This is a genomic window from Endozoicomonas sp. ALD068 (assembly GCF_049310145.1).
GTDB lineage: Bacteria > Pseudomonadota > Gammaproteobacteria > Pseudomonadales > Endozoicomonadaceae > Endozoicomonas_A.
The window spans coordinates 4,234,307-4,250,624 of sequence record NZ_JBLYNU010000004.1 but is presented as its reverse complement, the minus strand read 5'-3'; the positions used below and the strand labels follow the sequence as shown (position 1 = coordinate 4,250,624).

Sequence of the window (16,318 nt, the reverse complement as noted above, 5' to 3'; positions counted from 1 at the left end):
GCGTGAAGCGTTAATTTTGCTCAAAGCCGTCAGACGCGGGTGCGGGAACTGGTTAGATAAACTAACCGGAATTCATAGAATCTGGCAGCATTAGACAACTATTGCGATAAAAAAAACACGCTACCGCCCCTCAGATTTTCGGTTTTTACTGAAACAACCAGCGTTGAGTTGTGATGTCTAACCATACGGCCTCGGTAACAGGCATTGCTTACATCGCCAACCACGCTGCCTGTCAAATAAAAAAAAGCACACCACTGACAACCAATGATGCAGGTATGAGCAGACAGGGAAAAATTAGAGAGATCTAGCACCCCGATAACAATGGAGATACATTTTACGGCTACAATATTACATTTCAAGTACGACGCATGTTTTGTACTGTGTTCACATGAGTGTATGACCGCATTAAGCCCCATAAGTCGTTGTTTTCAGCGAGTTTGTACTACAGCCCTGAATAGTTTTTTGGTAATTTCACTGGCTCAGTAGCGAAAAGCTATGGTTTTTAGTTTTAGACAATATTTTTATATTTAAAGTATCAGAGGTCACGCCGAGCATTAAAAATAACATATTTAATCTGTCGTACATAATCAATATTTCGATTAACTAATATACGACTTTGGTCAATACCTGCCACAGCAATTGGTCTATCATTGGCAGGTATCAGGCTCTCGTTTTTGGCCTCAGCTTGAATTGCTCCCGCGACATAAAACGGTATTTTTCGATTTACCAAGAGCCTAAGGCCATTTTTTAAGCCTTAGCGCTCTTCACGATTTAACAGAGATCAGGAGGCTCCGGAGTAGTAACCAGTTGTGTCGTAATACCGCTGGTTATAGCCGTAAGGATCTTTGGCTTTCGGGTTAATCTTGTTCAGCACCGCTCCAGTAACCGGAGCCCCGGCCTGCAGCAGTCGGCCAACCGCCGCGTTGACGGCATTGGCCTGCATACGGCCGGCTTCCACTACATAGACCAGCCCGTCACAATGGCGGGAGACCATCAATACATCGCTGACGTTCTGCACTGGTGGGCAGTCCAGCACGATGTAGTCGTAATGCTCCCTCAGTTTGGTCAGCAGGCTTGCCAGTCGATCAGAAGCCAGCAGTTCTTGTGGGTTCGGAGGTACCATGCCGCAGGGAATCACATCAATCCCTTCCAGTTTATGCACCGCATCGGACACTTTGGCGGTACCGGCCATTAAGTTGGCCAGCCCGGCAGAACCCCCTTTGATATGGAAGTTTTTACCCACCACCGGGCGACGTAAGTCACAGTCAATCAGGAGGGTTTTGCCCAGCTGCCCAAGAGCCAGCGCCAGGTTGGAGGCCACCGATGATTTACCCTCACCGGGTACTGTTGATGTGACACCAAACAGTCGGTGTTTCTCATCCATTGCGGTCAGGTTGACACTGGTCCGGATGGTGCGCACCGCCTCCCCGAATGAAGCTTGTTTTTTGTCGGTAAACAGGTTGAACACACGGTCCAACTGGGCTTTATCGGTGAGTTTTGGCAATACCCCCATTACCGGCAGGTTTAGCTTATCTTCTACGTCCCGCGTCGTGCGAATAGTGTTGTTCAGCATTTCCAGCAGGAAGGCGATACCGCAGGAGATCAACAAACCCATCAATGCGGCCACGGCAATAATCAGCTTTTTCTTCGGTTTGATCGGCGAGTTCGGTACAAAGGCTTGATCCACTATTCGGGCATTGGCGGTTTGCAGGTCGCTGGTAGCGGAGGTTTCCTGAATCCGTGTGAAGAAAGCGTCGTACAGGTCTTTATTGGTCTGTACTTCACGCTCCAGAGCTCGCAGGCGGAATTCTTTGCGGTTGGTCGCCTGAATACGCTTTTTCAGCGCTTCTACCGCCGCAGTCAGGCTGCGTTCATTGGCCTTGTCGATTTCGTATTCCCGCTCTACCCCTTCGACGATGGTGCGAATCTGGAGATTAAGGTTGTCCTGAATACTTTTCAGTTCAGACCTTGCCGAAATCATATCAGGATGTTTCGGGCCGTAACGGCGGGACAGATCCGTTACCTGTCGTTGAACTTTTGATTTCTCCTGCTTCAGATTTTGAATCAGCGGGTGTCTAAGCACCGCCTGCAGGGATGCATTGTCGCCTTTGCGCGTATCACCGGTAGAGATCTGTCTATAGATGTTCTCAGATACCGCCAGCTTGCGGCGCACTTCCACCAGGGCATTGGTTAGCGCCTTGAGTTCGTCACTGGAAGCGTTCAGGACTCCTTCCAGCTCAATCAGGTTCTCCTGTTCACGGTAGTCCTGTAACTCCTGTTCTGCCACTCTTAGCTTTTCGGAGAGTTCACCCATTCTGCCCTGCATCCAGTCAGTGGCGTTCAGGGTCAGGGCCAACTTTGATTCCATGTAGGCTTCGATATAGGCGTTGGCAATGGCGTTGGCGATTTTTGCCGCCAGTTGCGGGGTTTCGGATTGGGCATGGATTTTTACAATCTGGGTTTTTCGCACGGGCTCAATGGAGACACTGGCTGACAGTGCATTGATGGTATCGCGCATGATCATGCCCGGATCTTCCGGTGTTTTCGGCTCTTTCAGGCCGAACCAGTTGCGCCAGTCCAGCATGCCTGCATACCAGGGGGCTTCTTTCAGTCGACCGTTAAACTCCGGGTTGTTCAGCAAATCAAGCTTGTTGACTACCTTCTCCAGTACGCCACGGGATTTCAGTACCTCAAACTGGGTGTTGAGGTAGCTGTCGGTTCCACCATCAATGCCGTAGACCTCTTCAATGGACAGGACTTTGGCCTGTTCCTGCTCGATTTGCAGGGTAGCGGTGGCCTGGTAGATGGGTGTCATGGAGAACACCGCAAATATCGCCACCAGGGTGACCGCAGCGGTAAAACCGACAATCGCCCAGCGGTGACTGTTGAGCACATGGAAAATCTGGCGAAGGTCGATAATCTCTTCGTCCCGGGGCAGTCTTGTTTTTGCAGGGGCTTCGGGTGGCGATGATGCCTTTCGGGTTTCTGTGTTCATATCGGGTACATATTTTTTGCCATGGAGTCACTGAGGAGATTTTTTTTAAAAGAAAAACCTCGTGCCTTCGTGGTTACTGAAAAAGAGTCTGGTTAACTGCCGGTTTTCTGAGATGTTGCACGAGAATAGTCTTCTATTTTTCGGACTCTATTCTCGTTCAAGCTCCTAGAAGAAGCTTTCGCTGACAACGATAATATCACCGGGCAGAACCGAACCATTAAGCGACAGTTCCTTTTCTTTCTCACTGCCATTTTCATCGCGTGTGACGATAATGCCTTTTTTGGAAGCCCGCTGAGTAAAACCACCCGCCAGAGCGATAGCTTTTTCCAGGGTCAGCCCCGGTTCAAAGGGAAACCCTCCCGGTTCCTTGACTTCACCGGTGACAAAAAACTTGCGGTATTTCACCATGGAGACGCTAACCCGAGGGTCAATGAAGTAGCCGTCTTTCAGTTTTTCCGTTATCAGTCTTTGTAGCTGACCCAGGGTGAGACCTTTGGCGCGAAACTCCCCAAGGAACGGATAGGAAATGCTGCCCGCATCCGTCAGGATTATTTCTTTCTCCATCCCTTCTTCACCGTAAACGGAGATCATGATTTCATCCCCTGCACCCAGTTTGTAGCGAGAGAGGCTCATGGGGTTGGCAGCCAGCAGGCCACTACTGAAGACCATGATTGATAGTAAAACGACTAAAGTCGTCAGCTGCCGCAGTGGGTTGGTTAGGTATTGTCTGGAAATCATTGCTTGTACCCTATTGAAATCTCCTGAAAAGGCTGAGGTTTATTTGAGGCGATAGATTGAAAAAAGTCCTGAATAAAAAAGCAAACATAATAACATAACATGCTAAACGCTTCCCGCCTTCTGAAAAATAGGGGCTTTCAGAGGTTGGCTGACCAAAACCCAGATAAAGCTGCAGAAATGTTCGGCAAATAACAAGACGTTCTTCCTGCTATCAAAATACTGCACTTGCTCAACCTGTTTACTGGGGGTTACCCGAAAACAGGTTGAGCATCATTTTCTTATTTGCATGTGTTAATGAATCGGTTCTAAAAATAGATCAACCCGTGAAAGAACCGAAAAAAGACAGATTGATGCTAACACGGGCAACTGAAAGTGAGCAGCGGTAGTGCTTTAAAGAGCTAAAGTACCTGTGAGCATATAGTAGCTCCGCTTGTAATCTTCAGCACCGGTAAAGCCGTTTTTGTCGGTTTCATCGCGGCTGACATGCTGCCAGGAGGCAGAGAGTAGAATGTTATGTTTGATGTTCCAGTCTACCGCCAGACCCAGCTGGTTTACCTTGCGCTCTTTCTCGGTGATGCCGGTGCCGTCTTGAATCGATTCGTCGGAATAACTGTAGCTGGCTCGGGTGTTGATTTTTCTGGTCCACTGGTGCTCCCAGGTGAGTCGGGTTGTGGTGCCTTTGGTAAAGTCCGCACTGGCCGGGTCATCCGATTCCAGACCGTAGTCCCGGGTGGTGCTCAGCTGAATCAGAGAGCGGTCTACCGGTAGATAGCTTACACCCAATTCCCAGCCAGTATAATCCTGGCGTTCTATGCCAGTGGCACTCCGGTAACGGCGACCCAGTTTGGCGTAACCACTGCTTTTGGCGGTGGCATCCCAGCTGAGACCTACGAGATAGCTGGTGATATCGTAAGCAGCATTCTGTTCCTCGGTGTAGTCCAGCTTGCGCTCCTTGATTTCTATCAGGGCACTGGTCTTGGGCATGAACTGGTAATAGCCGGTGGCACCATATTCAGTAGTCTTTTTGTCTTCGCCACCCGCTCTGTAATTCTGTTTGTTGTAGCTGCCAAACAGGTCGGCACGCATTATCGCCTCCTGGGCGCCAAAGCCGTATTTCAGGCTGCCCTGGGTGCGATTATATTCCGGTGCGGACTTATCGGTGACATCATTAACAGTAGAGCCAGCATCGTGATAGCGGCCAAGGTCAAATCCGGCATCCAGCCTGTGGCGGCTGGTAAATTCCTGGTGGATATCTCCCTTAACACCAACGTCGGTATAACTGGCGTCGGACTGGCTGGAAAAATTGGTGTTACGGGCTGCCAGGGTTGCCGCGTAGGTGTTGAGACCGGTTTGGGCTCGGAACTGCGCTTCGGCGTTCAACTTGTAAACTGTAGAGCCTTTATCCGCCAGTTCGCCTTCACCTTTACGGTAAACATTGTCGTCGTAGCCGATACCGGCACTGACTACCGGTACCATTTCCACAGGACCCAGATTGATATGGCCTGCATCCTCAACGGCAGCCATCGCATTCGTGCCATACATAGCCAGCAGACTTGCTGTGCTGAGCTGCTTTATTCCCTTCATGCTAACTGTCTCTACCTTAAACTGGAACGGCTGGTGTAATATAAACGACGTACATCTGGATAAGCCCGTATATTAATGTCTATTACTGCTAATTAACAGGCACTGTTTAAGAGGCTCTGTTTAAAAGACACTTTAAGACTTTTGCCAGTTTGTATTGGTTGAGGTCTGCCAATATAATTTCTCGCAGTCCCTGCCTATACATGGATGCGACAGTTGCTGTATAAAAGGTGCATGTCCAGGGAACCGTAACCGGAACAACGATGAAACCAAAACTCATATTTGCATCCACTGCGCTGATGATGGTGGCCCTCTCGGGTAGTGTCCGGGCCGACCTCGCGCAAGATCTGACGACCATGCCCGTCGAGCAGGCACTGGCCAAGGCCATGGAAAATGATGACCAATCCATTGAAGCGCTAATTTCAGGGGCTACTGCAAAGTTGCAGGATCAGCCAGACTTGCTGGCTTCACTGGTGGTGGCTGCGGTTGCTGAATTTCCGGATCAGATGAAGCCGATTGTCTATATTCCAGCTTGTCAGGTTTCTGAACAGAACAAAGAATCGATGGTCGCTGCGTTGATGACCGCCTCAGCAGGCAATGCTGCTTTGCAGGGCGCGATTGGTCAGGCCGCCGCAAACTGTGAGCAGGCACTGGCGGAAACTGAGGGCACAACAGAAGAAGCGGAACAGACGGAAATTGAAGCGGAACAAACAGAAGTGGCTGTTGACACCACGGTGCCGCCACCACCTCCACCTAACACAGGTGCAGGTGACAGGCCGCCGGAGATCAGTCCGAACTGAAGCTTTCTGCTCCCGGAGCCTCCGGGAGCAACCTTTTCTTCTCTGCTTAGCTGAACCTGCTGTGTGATTCTGAAAAGTTTAACCTGTCAGCCCCGATGCATAACCCGCTGCTTTTCAATATTCCACTCGCGCTCTTTGGTGGCGGCTCGCTTGTCGAACTCTTTCTTGCCTCGGGCAAGGGCTACCTGACATTTGACCAGATGGCCTTTCCAGTAGAGCTTGGTAGCAATACAGGTATGACCTTTCTGTTGAGTTTCCGAGAACAGCTTGGCTAGCTCTCTTCTGTGCAACAGCAGTTTGCGGTCGCGCAGAGGATCTGCCACCACATGGGTGGATGCCGTATCCAATGGAGTGATCTGGGCACCAATCAACCAGGCTTCGCCATCTTTGAGCAGAACGTAGCTGTCTACCAGCTGTACTTTGCCCATGCGAAGGCTTTTGACTTCCCAGCCTGCCAGTGACAGTCCCGCTTCAAATGACTCATCTATATGGTAGTCATGACGGGCCTTTTTGTTGACGACAATGGAGGAGTCGCCTTTACCGCTTTTTTTCGATCTTTTAGCCATGCGCGGATTATAACGTGGATAGAGTATAAAACCAGTCGTTGCTTATGACTGTTACTTATTCAAGTTCCTGACGATTTTTCGTATTTGTCCGGAATTTACATTGTTTAGGTTAAATATTCTGGGCTGTAAATTATTTTGGAGGATATTTCTTTTTTTGTGGTGATTGTAGGAAAAAGTGGTTGAGGTGAGAAATTAAACCGATACAATGCTCAGCGTCGCCCTCATGCTCCAGTGAAAGCTTTATGGTAGCTGCTTTATCCGGTGTTGAGTGGGCTGTTATTTGTGCCCCTGGCTGTAAGTAATGACTCTACTCTCTTCTTCAAGCTGGTTGTCGTTTGAGCTCCTTTTCCTGACTGTCTGATTCAAGACTGAATAGCCCGGGCGGCTTGCAATTAAATGCAGTGTTGTTTGAATTATCCTTGCAGCACTCTGCATGAAGGTTTCACTCGATAAGAATTTTGCTGTATATCATTGAGGAGTCTCATGTCAGGACAAAACCCGACAACCTCGCGCAAAACCTGGAACAACCGTTGGACATTTATGCTGGCTGCGGCCGGCTCTGCCATTGGTCTGGGGAATATCTGGAAATTCCCATACATTGCCGGTCAGTACGGCGGTGGCGCCTTTGTTCTGGTTTATCTGCTGTGTATCGCTCTGGTAGGTATTCCTTTGCTGATGGCTGAAACGGCCATTGGTCGTTCAACCCGCCTGAGCCCCCTGAATGCCATGCGTAAACTGACCAGCGACGCAGGTGTCTTTCGTGGCTGGGAAGTGATTGGCTGGATGGGGATGGTCACCGGCTTCATCATTCTGACCTTCTACAGCGTAGTAGCCGGCTGGGCGCTGTCATACGCCTGGGATCTGTTGACAGGTGTCTTCAATGGTATGTCAGCTGATCAGATTGGCGGTGAGTTTGAAGCTCTGACGGCCTCGGCGCCAAGACAGATTCTGTGGCACACCCTGTTTATGGTTATCACTGTTCTGATAACCGCTCGTGGTGTTCATAAAGGTCTGGAAAAAGGTCTTCAGGTTATGATGCCAACGCTGTTCGTCCTGTTGTTTGCCATGTTGGGCTACAGTATTCTGGCCACCGGTGAATTTATGCGTGGTTTCCACTTCATGTTCGATGTGGATTTCAGCAAGATTACCGGCGAAGCGGTTGCGGCGGCAATGGGTCAGGCCTTCTTTACCCTGAGTCTGGGTATGTGTGCCCTGATGGCGTACGGTGCCTACATGCCTGCTAATAACTCTATTCCGCGTACAGCTCTGAATGTTGCATTCCTGGATACCCTCATGGCCATCATATCTGGTCTGATCGTATTCCCGATTGTTTACGCTCATGGTCTTGAGCCTTCTGCCGGCCCCGGCCTGCTGTTTGTTTCCCTGACCTCTGCCTTCGCTAATATCACTGGCGGATCGATTCTGGGCTTCATATTCTTCACGCTGGTAGGTATCGCTGCCCTGAGTTCAGCCATCTCCCTGATTGAGCCTTCTCTGTCCTGGGTGACTGAGCGCTTCGCTATCAATCGTGTACTGGCGACCTGGTTGATTGGCGGTGCTATCTGGCTGGTTGGTCTGGGCTCTGTGTTCTCCTTTAACATCTGGGCCGACGTCAAGTTCTTCGACAAGACTATCTTTGACCTAGCGGGTTACATGACCGACGTTTTCCTGTTGCCTCTCGGTGGTGCTTTGACAGCGATCTTTGCTGGCTGGATTATTAAGCGTTCTGTTATGTCTAACGAACTGGCTATGAGCGTTGGTCTGTTCAATGTATGGCGCGTTGCCGTTCGTATCATTGTGCCCGTAGCGGTAGCTCTGATTCTGTACACAGCGCTGAAATGATTTGAAGCCTTTTTAAATCATAATCGACGCAGAGCGTAGCTATGGGGCTACGCTCCTCCCACACCTTCCGATGCTCAGTTACACTGTCCTTCCTGCAGAGTCCTGAAAGCAAAAACTTTGACAATATGGTATGCTCGCGGGCCCTTGTTTTGTAAATTTGCAGTGTGTCATGCCAAGAGTTTCCCGTTCAGCCCTGATCATGCAGCCAGTAGAAAAAATGTATCCGCTGGTGGCTGATGTTGAAGGTTATCCTGAGTTTCTACCCTGGTGTTCAGGGGCCAGAATACTGAAGCAGGAAGGGGAAGTGCTGGAAGCCGCTCTTGAACTGTCAAAAGGGAGTCTGGGTTATGAGTTTTCCACAAGGAACCGAATGGTGGAAAATCGATCTATTGAAATGTCATTGCTGAAGGGGCCTTTTTCAAAGCTGAATGGGCTCTGGACATTCAAACCGTTGGGCAATGAAGGCTGCAAGGTATCTCTGGAGCTGGATTTCGAAATATCCAACCCGGTGCTCAGAGCTACAGTCGGTGCAGTGTTCAATAAGGCAATGAATAAAATGGTTGACGCCTTCTGTCAAAGAGCGGAGCAGCTTTATGGCTGAAAACAATAACCGGTCGGAGCCGGGGGAAGATTCCAGAGTAAGCGTTGAAGTGGCTTACGCCAAGCCGGATGATTACCGAATCCTGACTGTAGATGTTAAAGAAGGTACTTCAGTACTTGATGCTGCCAGACAATCCGGGATGAAGTCGATTTTTTCTGAGATTGATTGGGACTCTGTTAAACTGGGTATCTTTGGCAAAGCGGTTATCAGACCTGCCGATCAGGCAGTGAAAGAAGGTGACCGGATAGAAATTTATCGACCATTGATAGCTGATCCGAAAGAAGTGCGCAAGAAGCGTGCGGAGACAGCGAAGCTCAAGAAAGAGGCAGCTGCATCCTGAGGGTGAGCTGCTCTTCCAGTCAACAAAGCTGTCTTAAGGTGTTTTACCAGCACCGGGACGAAAGTCTCCTTCAATAGAGGTAAGTTTGTCGTCCTTGAAGAAGATAGTCAGGGTTTGCTGGGTGCGCTGTTCGCCGCCAGGCTGAAGACTGGAAATATAATCCCAGCGGTCCCGGTTGAAGGCGTCTTCCATAAGAGGGGTGCCCATAACATACTGGACCTGGTTACGGGTCATTCCCGGACGAAGTTGATCGACCATTTCCTGGGTAATGACATTACCCTGCTGGATGTCGACCTTGTAAACACCGGGGAAGCTGATGAGTTTGGAGCCACTGTCTGTTGAACTGGCACACCCAGCCAGAAGAGCAGCGGCACTGAGAACAACGGTGGTCAGGGCTGGACGTTTTTGCATCGGTTTCAGACTTCCACTATCTTCTTCGAAAATGAATGTTCGGTTTAAAAGTGTGATAATAGCAGGGATTACCTGCTAAATGCTAAAGGTTAGGGAAACGTGTTGGAAAATCAAGAGTTGCGCAAAGCGGGTCTGAAGGTCACGCTGCCTCGTGTCAAAATCCTTCAGATTCTTGAAAGCTCTCAGGGCCTTCATATGAGTGCGGAGGATGTCTACAAGGCACTCCTCGGAGCAGAAGAAGATGTCGGTCTGGCTACCGTCTACCGGGTGCTGACCCAGTTTGAAGGGGCCGGTCTGGTGATCAGGCACAACTTTGACAGCGGGCACTCGGTGTTCGAGCTGGCCAGAGGTGAGCATCACGATCATATGGTCTGTATGGAAAGCGGTGAGATCATCGAGTTTATCGATGAAGATATTGAGCGTCGTCAAAAAGAGATTGCTGATAAGCACGGCTACGAGATTGTTGACCACAACCTGGTGCTGTACGTAAAGCCAAAACAAAAGTCCTGATTTATTCTGGAACACGTTTTCTTGGAAAGCCGGTCACAGTGGATCGGCTTTTTTTGTGAGTTGCGTTTCTTTCATTCAGCTGAATACCCTACAAGATTGATGTGTCAGCCGTCATGGCAGCAGTATCTTTTGAACAAAGGATTGCTAATGGCGAAATACTTCATTGACCACAATCTTCCCCCGCGTTTAGCCCATGCTATTCGGGAACTTTGTTCCTATGACAAGTCTTCAGAGATATATGCCTTGACGGATAAGTTTTCTGCTAAAGCTAAAGATGTCGACTGGATTACCTCATTGGGAGGGTGTCGCAAAACTCTGGTTCCCGCCTTCACCCCCGTCATTCCCAACTTCATTCTCGTCATTCCCAACTTCATTCTCGTCATTCCCGATTTCATTCTCGTCATTCCCGCGAAGGTGGGAATCCACACTGACTCACCACCAGAACCATACTGCCCGGTGCTCCCCTGGCCTTGTCATCCCCGAGAAGGCAGAGATCCACCGTTGGCGCTGGATTCCCGCCTTCGCGGGAATGACGACTTCAGAGCGTGAGAACGAGCTGTTGAAATTTTGCGACACCCTCAGAGCGAGGGAACGAGTTGAAAAAGACCAGAGTCGAATGGGCGGAAAAATGAATGACACCAATTTCCTTATGACCCCGGCTGTTTCCAACAATTGTCAGTGTTGCTAACTGAGTTGTCATTATAGTCAGGGTGAATTTTCTATATCTTTTAAAAAATATTAACTGCCACGGAGGTAATTCGTATGAATATACAGGGATGTCCACTAGCAAATACCTTTCACATCAAGTCATGGAAAAATAACATGGCTGATGAAACACTAATTAACGAAGCTGGTAAGTTTAGAGGTGAAAAAGTAACCTTTTACTCTGAGGAAGCAGAAAGAGCTTACACTGTTTATGTCCACGAAAGTAACGTTAAAGGCAGATTTGTTAATGTCAATGTCACAGCCGAAACAGGTAGGAAAAATATTTTTAGCCGTATGGTTGGTGCAGTTGCTGACGCATTTAAACGGTTGGTTACACCGGGTATGAGATTTAATGAAACTCGTGCGCACCAAATTAAGAGTAAACTTGAAAATGGTATTCTGAAACAGGCTATAGATGCTGCTACTAAACCTTACGGCAATGTAAAGACTATCAAAGATGGATTCAGAGCCGCAACTCAGCTTAATAATAAATTGGGTGTTGATGATCTTGAAAATAGAACTCGTCTCAATCTGGCGAAAACCCTTTATAAAAATCACTACGACGCCTCTATGCTTCTTCAACTTCAAGATGAACTTGTTATCAGAATGAATAAGTTAGAACGAGAAGCTGCGAGCGTCTCAGCATCGGCCAGTTTTTGTCAGGGTCAAATGGTACTTAATAGTGTTGATGGTGCTTTAAATATGACTCATTTAGCTTTGACTGGAGACAATAGTGCAAGACAGCGCGTAGATGATGCCAGAGGCAGGATCCATTCTAACTTGTGGATGCAAAATCACTACAACCGTAAGCTGGTTAAAACGAACGAAACTATCAGGTCAGTTGGTGCACTGTTATCAGAAGTTAACTATGCTATTTCTCATAGAATATTTTAAATTATCGAATGAGCGTAAAACCCCGTACTTTGAGGACGGGGATGACCGTCTAGCCGAAGGAATCCCCGTCGTTCAGAGGGTGTCGCAAAACTTCAACAGCTCGTTCCTTTGCTTTGAGTTCGTCATTCCCGCGAAGGCGGGAATCCAGCGCCAACGGTGGATCTCTGCCTTCCCGGGGATTACAAGGCCAGGGGGGCACCGGGCAGTATGGTTCTGGTGGAGAGTCAGTGGGATTCCCGCCTTCGCGGGAATGACGAGAATGAAGCTGGGAATGAGGGGAGTCAACTCGTTCCCACGCTGGAGAGAGTTTTGCGACACCCTCTTCACGGCGGGGAGGATGTCAAAAATGGGACTGAAGCATTGGGCAGACAGTGTCTGCACAATTGTCTCCGCAGTGCGGAGACAATTCATTCGATCAGGAGCGAAAGTGGTTAGTCGGAAAAACATGCAAGGCCTTCATCGCCTGATAATGACCGGGTAAACGACGATATATTTCTAGTGCCAGGTCTTCTTTGTAGGTGTGGGAAGTCAGGTTGCGGTCCTTCAACATACTCAGCCACGCTTTTTCGTCATCGAACCAGTGGGCGGCGTACGCCAGCTGCATACATTCTCTGGGGGTATTGGCAGTGATGCCTTCTTGTGCAAGGCATGCTTTCAGAGTTTTCCAACTCAGTTCAATGGAAAAGTCGAATCGCTGAATTGAGGCATTAATCACCAGGGGTTGCGACTCTTCATACTGCAATTTATTGTTGGCTGGCTTTCAGGGGCTGTGTTTAGAAACCGGCCAAGATTTATCCATCACCTGCTCAAAACTCCAAGGGCAGACTTCAGGAAAACTGCTTTGATTGAGCCTTTGGTGATCATGGCGAGCGTATTCATTCATTTCATCAATGGCATCTTGCTTACCGATGGAATAAGCCTTAGCCAAAACACGATCTATCTGGGGTTTTAGATTAGAATGCTTTTCAATCAATTGTCGAATTTTCGCCCTTGGGTTTCTAATGCTGGGCATCCAGGTATGTTTCACGCATTCGTCCACCCATGGATCTTGTAATACTTTTTCCTGATAATCCCATTTTAATAAGTGAGTAATCAGGATCATCAGGTGTGACTCTAATGTATCCAGGTTTTGATTAATACCCAACTCTAACTCCTCAATCAGGTTTTCAATATCCAATTGATCCAATTGACCTTGAATGAGGAGTTCCCGCTGTTGTCTTAACCACTGGTGATAGTCAGTGTTGTATAAACTTTCCATCGTTCTGCCTCGATTTGGGGACACCGTACTGTTTGAGGTTTGAGGATAGCAATTGGTGAGGGGAGGGCAAGTTGTCAAACACAACATGATAGTAAGTCTCCCCAAGCTGCCGCTGTCACATAAGCCCGTCGCCGTTAAAGCAACGGTGGGGATTGCTGTGATGAATCGGGCTTTCCACTGCAAGGTGGACCTGCGCTCCAGCATCATCGAGGAATCCCCGTTATGGTATTATCAGCCCGGGTCTTTAATGACTGGCAAACAGGCCAGGGAGACTTGACCGGAATTATATCGGTTATGCCGTGTAAGTCTGTAGGTTTTTTTTGCTATTGATCTTTTGACTGATAGCTCAATTGGTTTTTTGCCAACATTGAACCATCAGGCCAGAGCGGTCAGGGGTTTTAGCTTTCGATCAACATGAGCGCCTGATCCAGCTTACCAAGCATCTGTTTGATCTGTTCCTGAGCATCGGAATTGTCGGTCAGGCTTTGCTGCCTGCTCTGTAGCAGTTCGTAACTGATGTTAAGTGCCGCCATGACTGCAATACGCTCTGCACCTATCACGCCACCCGCACGGATCTGCTTCATTTGTTCATTTAAGTGTCGGGCTGCCTGATGAAGATTGGTTTCTTCCTGTTTGGGGCAACTGACCAGGTATTCTTTGTCCAGGATATTGACGGTGGTAGTGGATGAACTGTCCATCAGGATTCATGCTCCAGAGTGCGCAAGCGGTTGATCATGGCCTCGACCTTGCTGCGCGCGACATCATTCTTCTCCATCAGCTGCGCGCGTTCTGCCTGCCAGGTTTGTTCCTTGGCGCGCAGTAGCCGGTTCTCTTTTTTCAGTTTCAGGCTGATGGCTACCAGGTCATCGATTTTCTGGTTCAGAGTTGTGAGTTCGTGGTCGTTCATAGGTTCCGGGACCGAGCTATTGGATCTACTATAGCGGCTGTCAGTAGACAGAACAATGCCTTTGCGATTTGCCCAACCGATAAATCTGGTACACTCACAGACCATCGGGTTTTTCATAAAGCCACTGGGATCCGGTTTCCTGCCGGTTTTTCAATCCACGCGGTTATTGATCGGTTGTTATGTGATCAACGGGCTCATTCCAGTAAGGCTTTCAGGGTAATTGTAATGACAAATAATGATGCGGCTCGTGACCTTGTCGCCTTTGATGAGCTGGCTGATCGTCTGGTTGAGTTGGGCGGTGAAAGTCATCCTTCTGAACTGCATGGCATTCTCTGTGGTACCTTTGCTGCAGGCAGTCAGCCCGGCGTGGAAGCCTGGTTCCGCCAGGTGTCCGGTTTACTGGATGATCAGGAGCTGGACAGCCGTTTTCAGGAACTCCTGATGCGCATGTATCAGGGAACCTTGCAAAAGCTTGATCAATCAGACTTTTCCATTGCTCTGCTTCTGCCAGATGACGATGAAGCCCTGGAGCAAAGAACCGAAGCACTGGGCTTTTGGTGTCAGGGGTTTCTGTTCGGTTTCGGCGAAGTGATTGGCGGTCAGTCTCTGAGTCAGGAAGTGGAAGGGGTTCTGGGAGATTTCTCGGAAATTGCACAGATCCGGCCTGAAGCGGATGGCAGTGATGAGTCTGAACGTTTGTTCATAGACGTCAGTGAGTATGTTCGGATGAGTCTTTTAACCATTTTTTCTGAGGTGGCGTCTCAGGAAAAATCGACAAAGCGTAATACAAAAACCATTCACTGATAACCAAAAAGGCTACCGTTGTCCTCTTAAGTGATGAGTGTTTTCATGGTTGAAAGGAGAGAGAGATGACCGGGAAGTACGATGTCCTGATCATTGGTGGTGGGCTGGTGGGTGCCAGTCTGCTGTGTGCTCTGGCGTCTGCGATCGATGAACATGGGCTGAAGGTAGCGCTGGTTGAAACGCATTCTATTGACGAAGCGCGGGATACTTCCCCTGACGCTCTACCCAAGTCTCCACCGGGCTATGATGCCAGGGCCTCGGCACTCTCTTATGGCACTCGGCTGATCTATGGTGAACTTGGCATCTGGCCCGATCTTGATCCGTTTGCCACGCCTATTCTGGATATTCAGGTCTCTGACAGAGGGCATTTTGGTGCCACCCACCTTAATCATCAGAAAGAAAATGTACCTGCACTGGGGTATGTGGTTGAAAACCATCGGCTGGGTGAAGTGCTGCTCAAAAAGCTGAAAGCTTATCGCGATCAGGGGCAGGTAGACGTCCTGAGTCCGGCACAGGTTCAATCTTTACAGCCACTGCCTGACTCAGAAACGAAAGTGGTTATCAATCAAGGGGATGAATCTTTTGAGAAAATGGCGTCGCTTGTGGTCCTTGCCGATGGTGGTCGTTCCCGTTTGATGGCAAAACTGGGTATTTCACGCAAGCAGTATGACTACCAGCAGCATGCACTGATTGCTAACGTTTCCCTGAATAAGCCTCACAATGGCATAGCCTATGAACGCTTTGCCGGAAGGGGACCCATGGCTCTGCTTCCTCTCTCTGGAGATCGTTCAGCACTGGTCTGGACAGTGCCGTCTGACGAAATTGACGACAAAATGTCTATGGATGACGAGACTTTCCTGATCACTTTACAAGAAAAGTTTGGTTATCGTGCTGGTGAGTTTATCAAAGTTGGTGTGCGTGAAAGCTATCCTCTGGCTCTCAGTGTTGCCCGTGAGCAAGTCAGACCTGGTCTGGTTGTTCTGGGCAATGCGGCTCACGCTATGCATCCTGTCGCAGGCCAGGGTTATAACCTGGCCATCAGGGATACAATGGCTCTGGCCGGGAATATCGCTGAATCACTCAGACAGGGTATGGCCCCGGGCAATCTGTCCCGCTTGCTTCAGTACGTCGATGAGCAGAGAATCGATCAGAGGATGACTCTGGACTTCTGTGACGGTCTGGTGAAATTGTTTTCCCGACAGGAGCTGCCGGTGATTCTGGCCAGGAACCTGGGGTTAAGCTGTCTGGATATGAGCCGGGGATTAAAAGGTCGGTTTGCCAGAAAGGCCATGGGCTTTTAATTGCCAGAGCCTTTAGCAGAAATACAGCCTTTAGCGGAAATACAGCCTTGAGCTGAAAAAACAGT

The 16,318-nt window shown here is 49.0% G+C and carries 19 protein-coding genes and 1 other RNA gene; 9 read left to right on the top strand and 11 right to left on the bottom strand.

The genetic code is table 11. From position 1 onward, the window contains the following. Positions 1-781: 781 nt before the first annotated feature. The 3 genes from ACO6V5_RS14970 to ACO6V5_RS14960 all read right to left on the bottom strand — a co-directional run bounded on the left by ACO6V5_RS14970 (position 782) and on the right by ACO6V5_RS14960 (position 5,317). Complete coding sequence (locus tag ACO6V5_RS14970; RefSeq protein WP_422411535.1) at positions 782-2,995, bottom strand: GumC family protein; 2,214 nt, start codon at positions 2,993-2,995, stop codon at positions 782-784. Positions 2,996-3,160: 165 nt separating this feature from the next. Then, positions 3,161-3,733 (bottom strand): polysaccharide biosynthesis/export family protein, encoded by a 573-nt coding sequence (locus tag ACO6V5_RS14965; RefSeq protein ID WP_422136939.1) that lies wholly within the window; start codon positions 3,731-3,733, stop codon positions 3,161-3,163. A 390-nt stretch (positions 3,734-4,123) separates the two neighbouring features. Then, on the bottom strand, positions 4,124-5,317 hold the full coding sequence (locus ACO6V5_RS14960) for a hypothetical protein (RefSeq protein ID WP_422411533.1): 1,194 nt from the start codon (positions 5,315-5,317) through the stop codon (positions 4,124-4,126). Positions 5,318-5,577: 260 nt separating this feature from the next. Between ACO6V5_RS14960 and ACO6V5_RS14955 the strand changes: the two genes are divergently transcribed. Further along, positions 5,578-6,114, top strand: coding sequence for a hypothetical protein (locus ACO6V5_RS14955; protein ID WP_422139909.1), 537 nt, complete (start codon positions 5,578-5,580; stop codon positions 6,112-6,114). 86 nt (positions 6,115-6,200) lie between these two features. Here ACO6V5_RS14955 and smpB read toward each other — a convergent pair whose 3' ends face one another. Beyond that, complete coding sequence (gene smpB, locus ACO6V5_RS14950; RefSeq protein ID WP_252177135.1) at positions 6,201-6,680, bottom strand: SsrA-binding protein SmpB; 480 nt, start codon at positions 6,678-6,680, stop codon at positions 6,201-6,203. A gap of 483 nt (positions 6,681-7,163) precedes the next feature. Between smpB and ACO6V5_RS14945 the strand changes: the two genes are divergently transcribed. The 3 genes from ACO6V5_RS14945 to ACO6V5_RS14935 all read left to right on the top strand — a co-directional run bounded on the left by ACO6V5_RS14945 (position 7,164) and on the right by ACO6V5_RS14935 (position 9,463). After that, entirely contained in the window at positions 7,164-8,522 is a 1,359-nt protein-coding gene (locus ACO6V5_RS14945) for a sodium-dependent transporter (RefSeq protein ID WP_422139910.1), read from the top strand. Between the two features lie 169 nt (positions 8,523-8,691). Further along, on the top strand, positions 8,692-9,123 hold the full coding sequence (locus tag ACO6V5_RS14940; RefSeq protein ID WP_422136945.1) for a type II toxin-antitoxin system RatA family toxin: 432 nt from the start codon (positions 8,692-8,694) through the stop codon (positions 9,121-9,123). After that, positions 9,116-9,463, top strand: coding sequence for an RnfH family protein (locus ACO6V5_RS14935; RefSeq protein ID WP_422136946.1), 348 nt, complete (start codon positions 9,116-9,118; stop codon positions 9,461-9,463). The genes ACO6V5_RS14940 and ACO6V5_RS14935 overlap by 8 nt, the downstream gene beginning before the upstream one ends. A 33-nt stretch (positions 9,464-9,496) precedes the next feature. Here ACO6V5_RS14935 and ACO6V5_RS14930 read toward each other — a convergent pair whose 3' ends face one another. Next, positions 9,497-9,874: an outer membrane protein assembly factor BamE gene (locus tag ACO6V5_RS14930; RefSeq protein ID WP_317143396.1), complete on the bottom strand. Its 378-nt coding sequence runs from the start codon at positions 9,872-9,874 to the stop codon at positions 9,497-9,499. 102 nt (positions 9,875-9,976) lie between these two features. On the opposite strand from ACO6V5_RS14930, the gene fur reads away from it, so the two are divergent. The 3 genes from fur (at position 9,977) to ACO6V5_RS14915 (ending at position 11,983) form a co-directional block, all read left to right on the top strand. Continuing rightward, positions 9,977-10,384 carry a ferric iron uptake transcriptional regulator gene (gene fur / locus ACO6V5_RS14925; RefSeq protein ID WP_422137071.1) on the top strand — a complete coding sequence of 136 codons (408 nt, stop codon included), beginning with the start codon at positions 9,977-9,979 and terminating at the stop codon, positions 10,382-10,384. Between the two features lie 147 nt (positions 10,385-10,531). Next, the gene (locus ACO6V5_RS14920) at positions 10,532-10,933 is read left to right on the top strand and encodes a hypothetical protein (RefSeq protein ID WP_422136947.1); all 402 of its coding nucleotides are present in this window, start codon (positions 10,532-10,534) and stop codon (positions 10,931-10,933) included. 273 nt (positions 10,934-11,206) lie between these two features. After that, positions 11,207-11,983: a hypothetical protein gene (locus ACO6V5_RS14915; protein WP_422412882.1), complete on the top strand. Its 777-nt coding sequence runs from the start codon at positions 11,207-11,209 to the stop codon at positions 11,981-11,983. A gap of 49 nt (positions 11,984-12,032) precedes the next feature. Here the strand turns inward: ACO6V5_RS14915 and ACO6V5_RS14910 are convergent, their stop codons facing one another. The 6 genes from ACO6V5_RS14910 to ACO6V5_RS14885 all read right to left on the bottom strand — a co-directional run bounded on the left by ACO6V5_RS14910 (position 12,033) and on the right by ACO6V5_RS14885 (position 14,148). Then, a complete protein-coding gene (locus tag ACO6V5_RS14910) occupies positions 12,033-12,182 on the bottom strand; it encodes a hypothetical protein (RefSeq protein WP_422442167.1) in 150 nt (49 codons plus the stop codon). 216 nt (positions 12,183-12,398) lie between these two features. Continuing rightward, entirely contained in the window at positions 12,399-12,725 is a 327-nt protein-coding gene (locus ACO6V5_RS14905) for an HI0074 family nucleotidyltransferase substrate-binding subunit (RefSeq protein WP_422136949.1), read from the bottom strand. Positions 12,726-12,743: 18 nt separating this feature from the next. After that, on the bottom strand, positions 12,744-13,241 hold the full coding sequence (locus tag ACO6V5_RS14900) for a DUF29 domain-containing protein (RefSeq protein ID WP_317143385.1): 498 nt from the start codon (positions 13,239-13,241) through the stop codon (positions 12,744-12,746). Positions 13,242-13,335: 94 nt separating this feature from the next. Further along, positions 13,336-13,514: non-coding RNA, 6S RNA (gene ssrS / locus ACO6V5_RS14895), on the bottom strand. 125 nt (positions 13,515-13,639) lie between these two features. Next, positions 13,640-13,939 (bottom strand): cell division protein ZapA, encoded by a 300-nt coding sequence (locus ACO6V5_RS14890; protein ID WP_422136950.1) that lies wholly within the window; start codon positions 13,937-13,939, stop codon positions 13,640-13,642. After that, positions 13,939-14,148 (bottom strand): TIGR02449 family protein, encoded by a 210-nt coding sequence (locus tag ACO6V5_RS14885; protein WP_422139915.1) that lies wholly within the window; start codon positions 14,146-14,148, stop codon positions 13,939-13,941. Before ACO6V5_RS14885 ends, ACO6V5_RS14890 begins: the two co-directional genes overlap by 1 nt. Positions 14,149-14,373: 225 nt before the next feature. On the opposite strand from ACO6V5_RS14885, the gene ACO6V5_RS14880 reads away from it, so the two are divergent. Together ACO6V5_RS14880 and ubiH are read left to right on the top strand one after the other, a co-directional pair. Next, positions 14,374-14,952 carry a UPF0149 family protein gene (locus ACO6V5_RS14880; protein ID WP_422412877.1) on the top strand — a complete coding sequence of 193 codons (579 nt, stop codon included), beginning with the start codon at positions 14,374-14,376 and terminating at the stop codon, positions 14,950-14,952. Positions 14,953-15,017: 65 nt separating this feature from the next. Then, entirely contained in the window at positions 15,018-16,253 is a 1,236-nt protein-coding gene (ubiH, locus tag ACO6V5_RS14875; RefSeq protein WP_422412875.1) for a 2-octaprenyl-6-methoxyphenyl hydroxylase, read from the top strand. The last annotated feature ends 65 nt before the right edge of the window (positions 16,254-16,318 follow it).

Coding starts and splice junctions, on each gene's coding strand:
- ACO6V5_RS14915 (WP_422412882.1), top strand. CDS start 11,207: ATGGCTGATGAAACACTAATTAACGAAGCTGGTAAGTTTAGAGGTGAA.
- ACO6V5_RS14935 (WP_422136946.1), top strand. CDS start 9,116: ATGGCTGAAAACAATAACCGGTCGGAGCCGGGGGAAGATTCCAGAGTA.
- ACO6V5_RS14940 (WP_422136945.1), top strand. CDS start 8,692: ATGCCAAGAGTTTCCCGTTCAGCCCTGATCATGCAGCCAGTAGAAAAA.
- ACO6V5_RS14970 (WP_422411535.1), bottom strand. CDS start 2,995: ATGAACACAGAAACCCGAAAGGCATCATCGCCACCCGAAGCCCCTGCA.
- ACO6V5_RS14955 (WP_422139909.1), top strand. CDS start 5,578: ATGAAACCAAAACTCATATTTGCATCCACTGCGCTGATGATGGTGGCC.
- ACO6V5_RS14920 (WP_422136947.1), top strand. CDS start 10,532: ATGGCGAAATACTTCATTGACCACAATCTTCCCCCGCGTTTAGCCCAT.
- ACO6V5_RS14965 (WP_422136939.1), bottom strand. CDS start 3,733: ATGATTTCCAGACAATACCTAACCAACCCACTGCGGCAGCTGACGACT.
- ACO6V5_RS14890 (WP_422136950.1), bottom strand. CDS start 13,939: ATGGACAGTTCATCCACTACCACCGTCAATATCCTGGACAAAGAATAC.
- ACO6V5_RS14945 (WP_422139910.1), top strand. CDS start 7,164: ATGTCAGGACAAAACCCGACAACCTCGCGCAAAACCTGGAACAACCGT.
- ACO6V5_RS14960 (WP_422411533.1), bottom strand. CDS start 5,317: ATGAAGGGAATAAAGCAGCTCAGCACAGCAAGTCTGCTGGCTATGTAT.
- ACO6V5_RS14880 (WP_422412877.1), top strand. CDS start 14,374: ATGACAAATAATGATGCGGCTCGTGACCTTGTCGCCTTTGATGAGCTG.
- smpB (WP_252177135.1), bottom strand. CDS start 6,680: ATGGCTAAAAGATCGAAAAAAAGCGGTAAAGGCGACTCCTCCATTGTC.
- ACO6V5_RS14900 (WP_317143385.1), bottom strand. CDS start 13,241: ATGGAAAGTTTATACAACACTGACTATCACCAGTGGTTAAGACAACAG.
- ACO6V5_RS14885 (WP_422139915.1), bottom strand. CDS start 14,148: ATGAACGACCACGAACTCACAACTCTGAACCAGAAAATCGATGACCTG.
- ubiH (WP_422412875.1), top strand. CDS start 15,018: ATGACCGGGAAGTACGATGTCCTGATCATTGGTGGTGGGCTGGTGGGT.
- ACO6V5_RS14930 (WP_317143396.1), bottom strand. CDS start 9,874: ATGCAAAAACGTCCAGCCCTGACCACCGTTGTTCTCAGTGCCGCTGCT.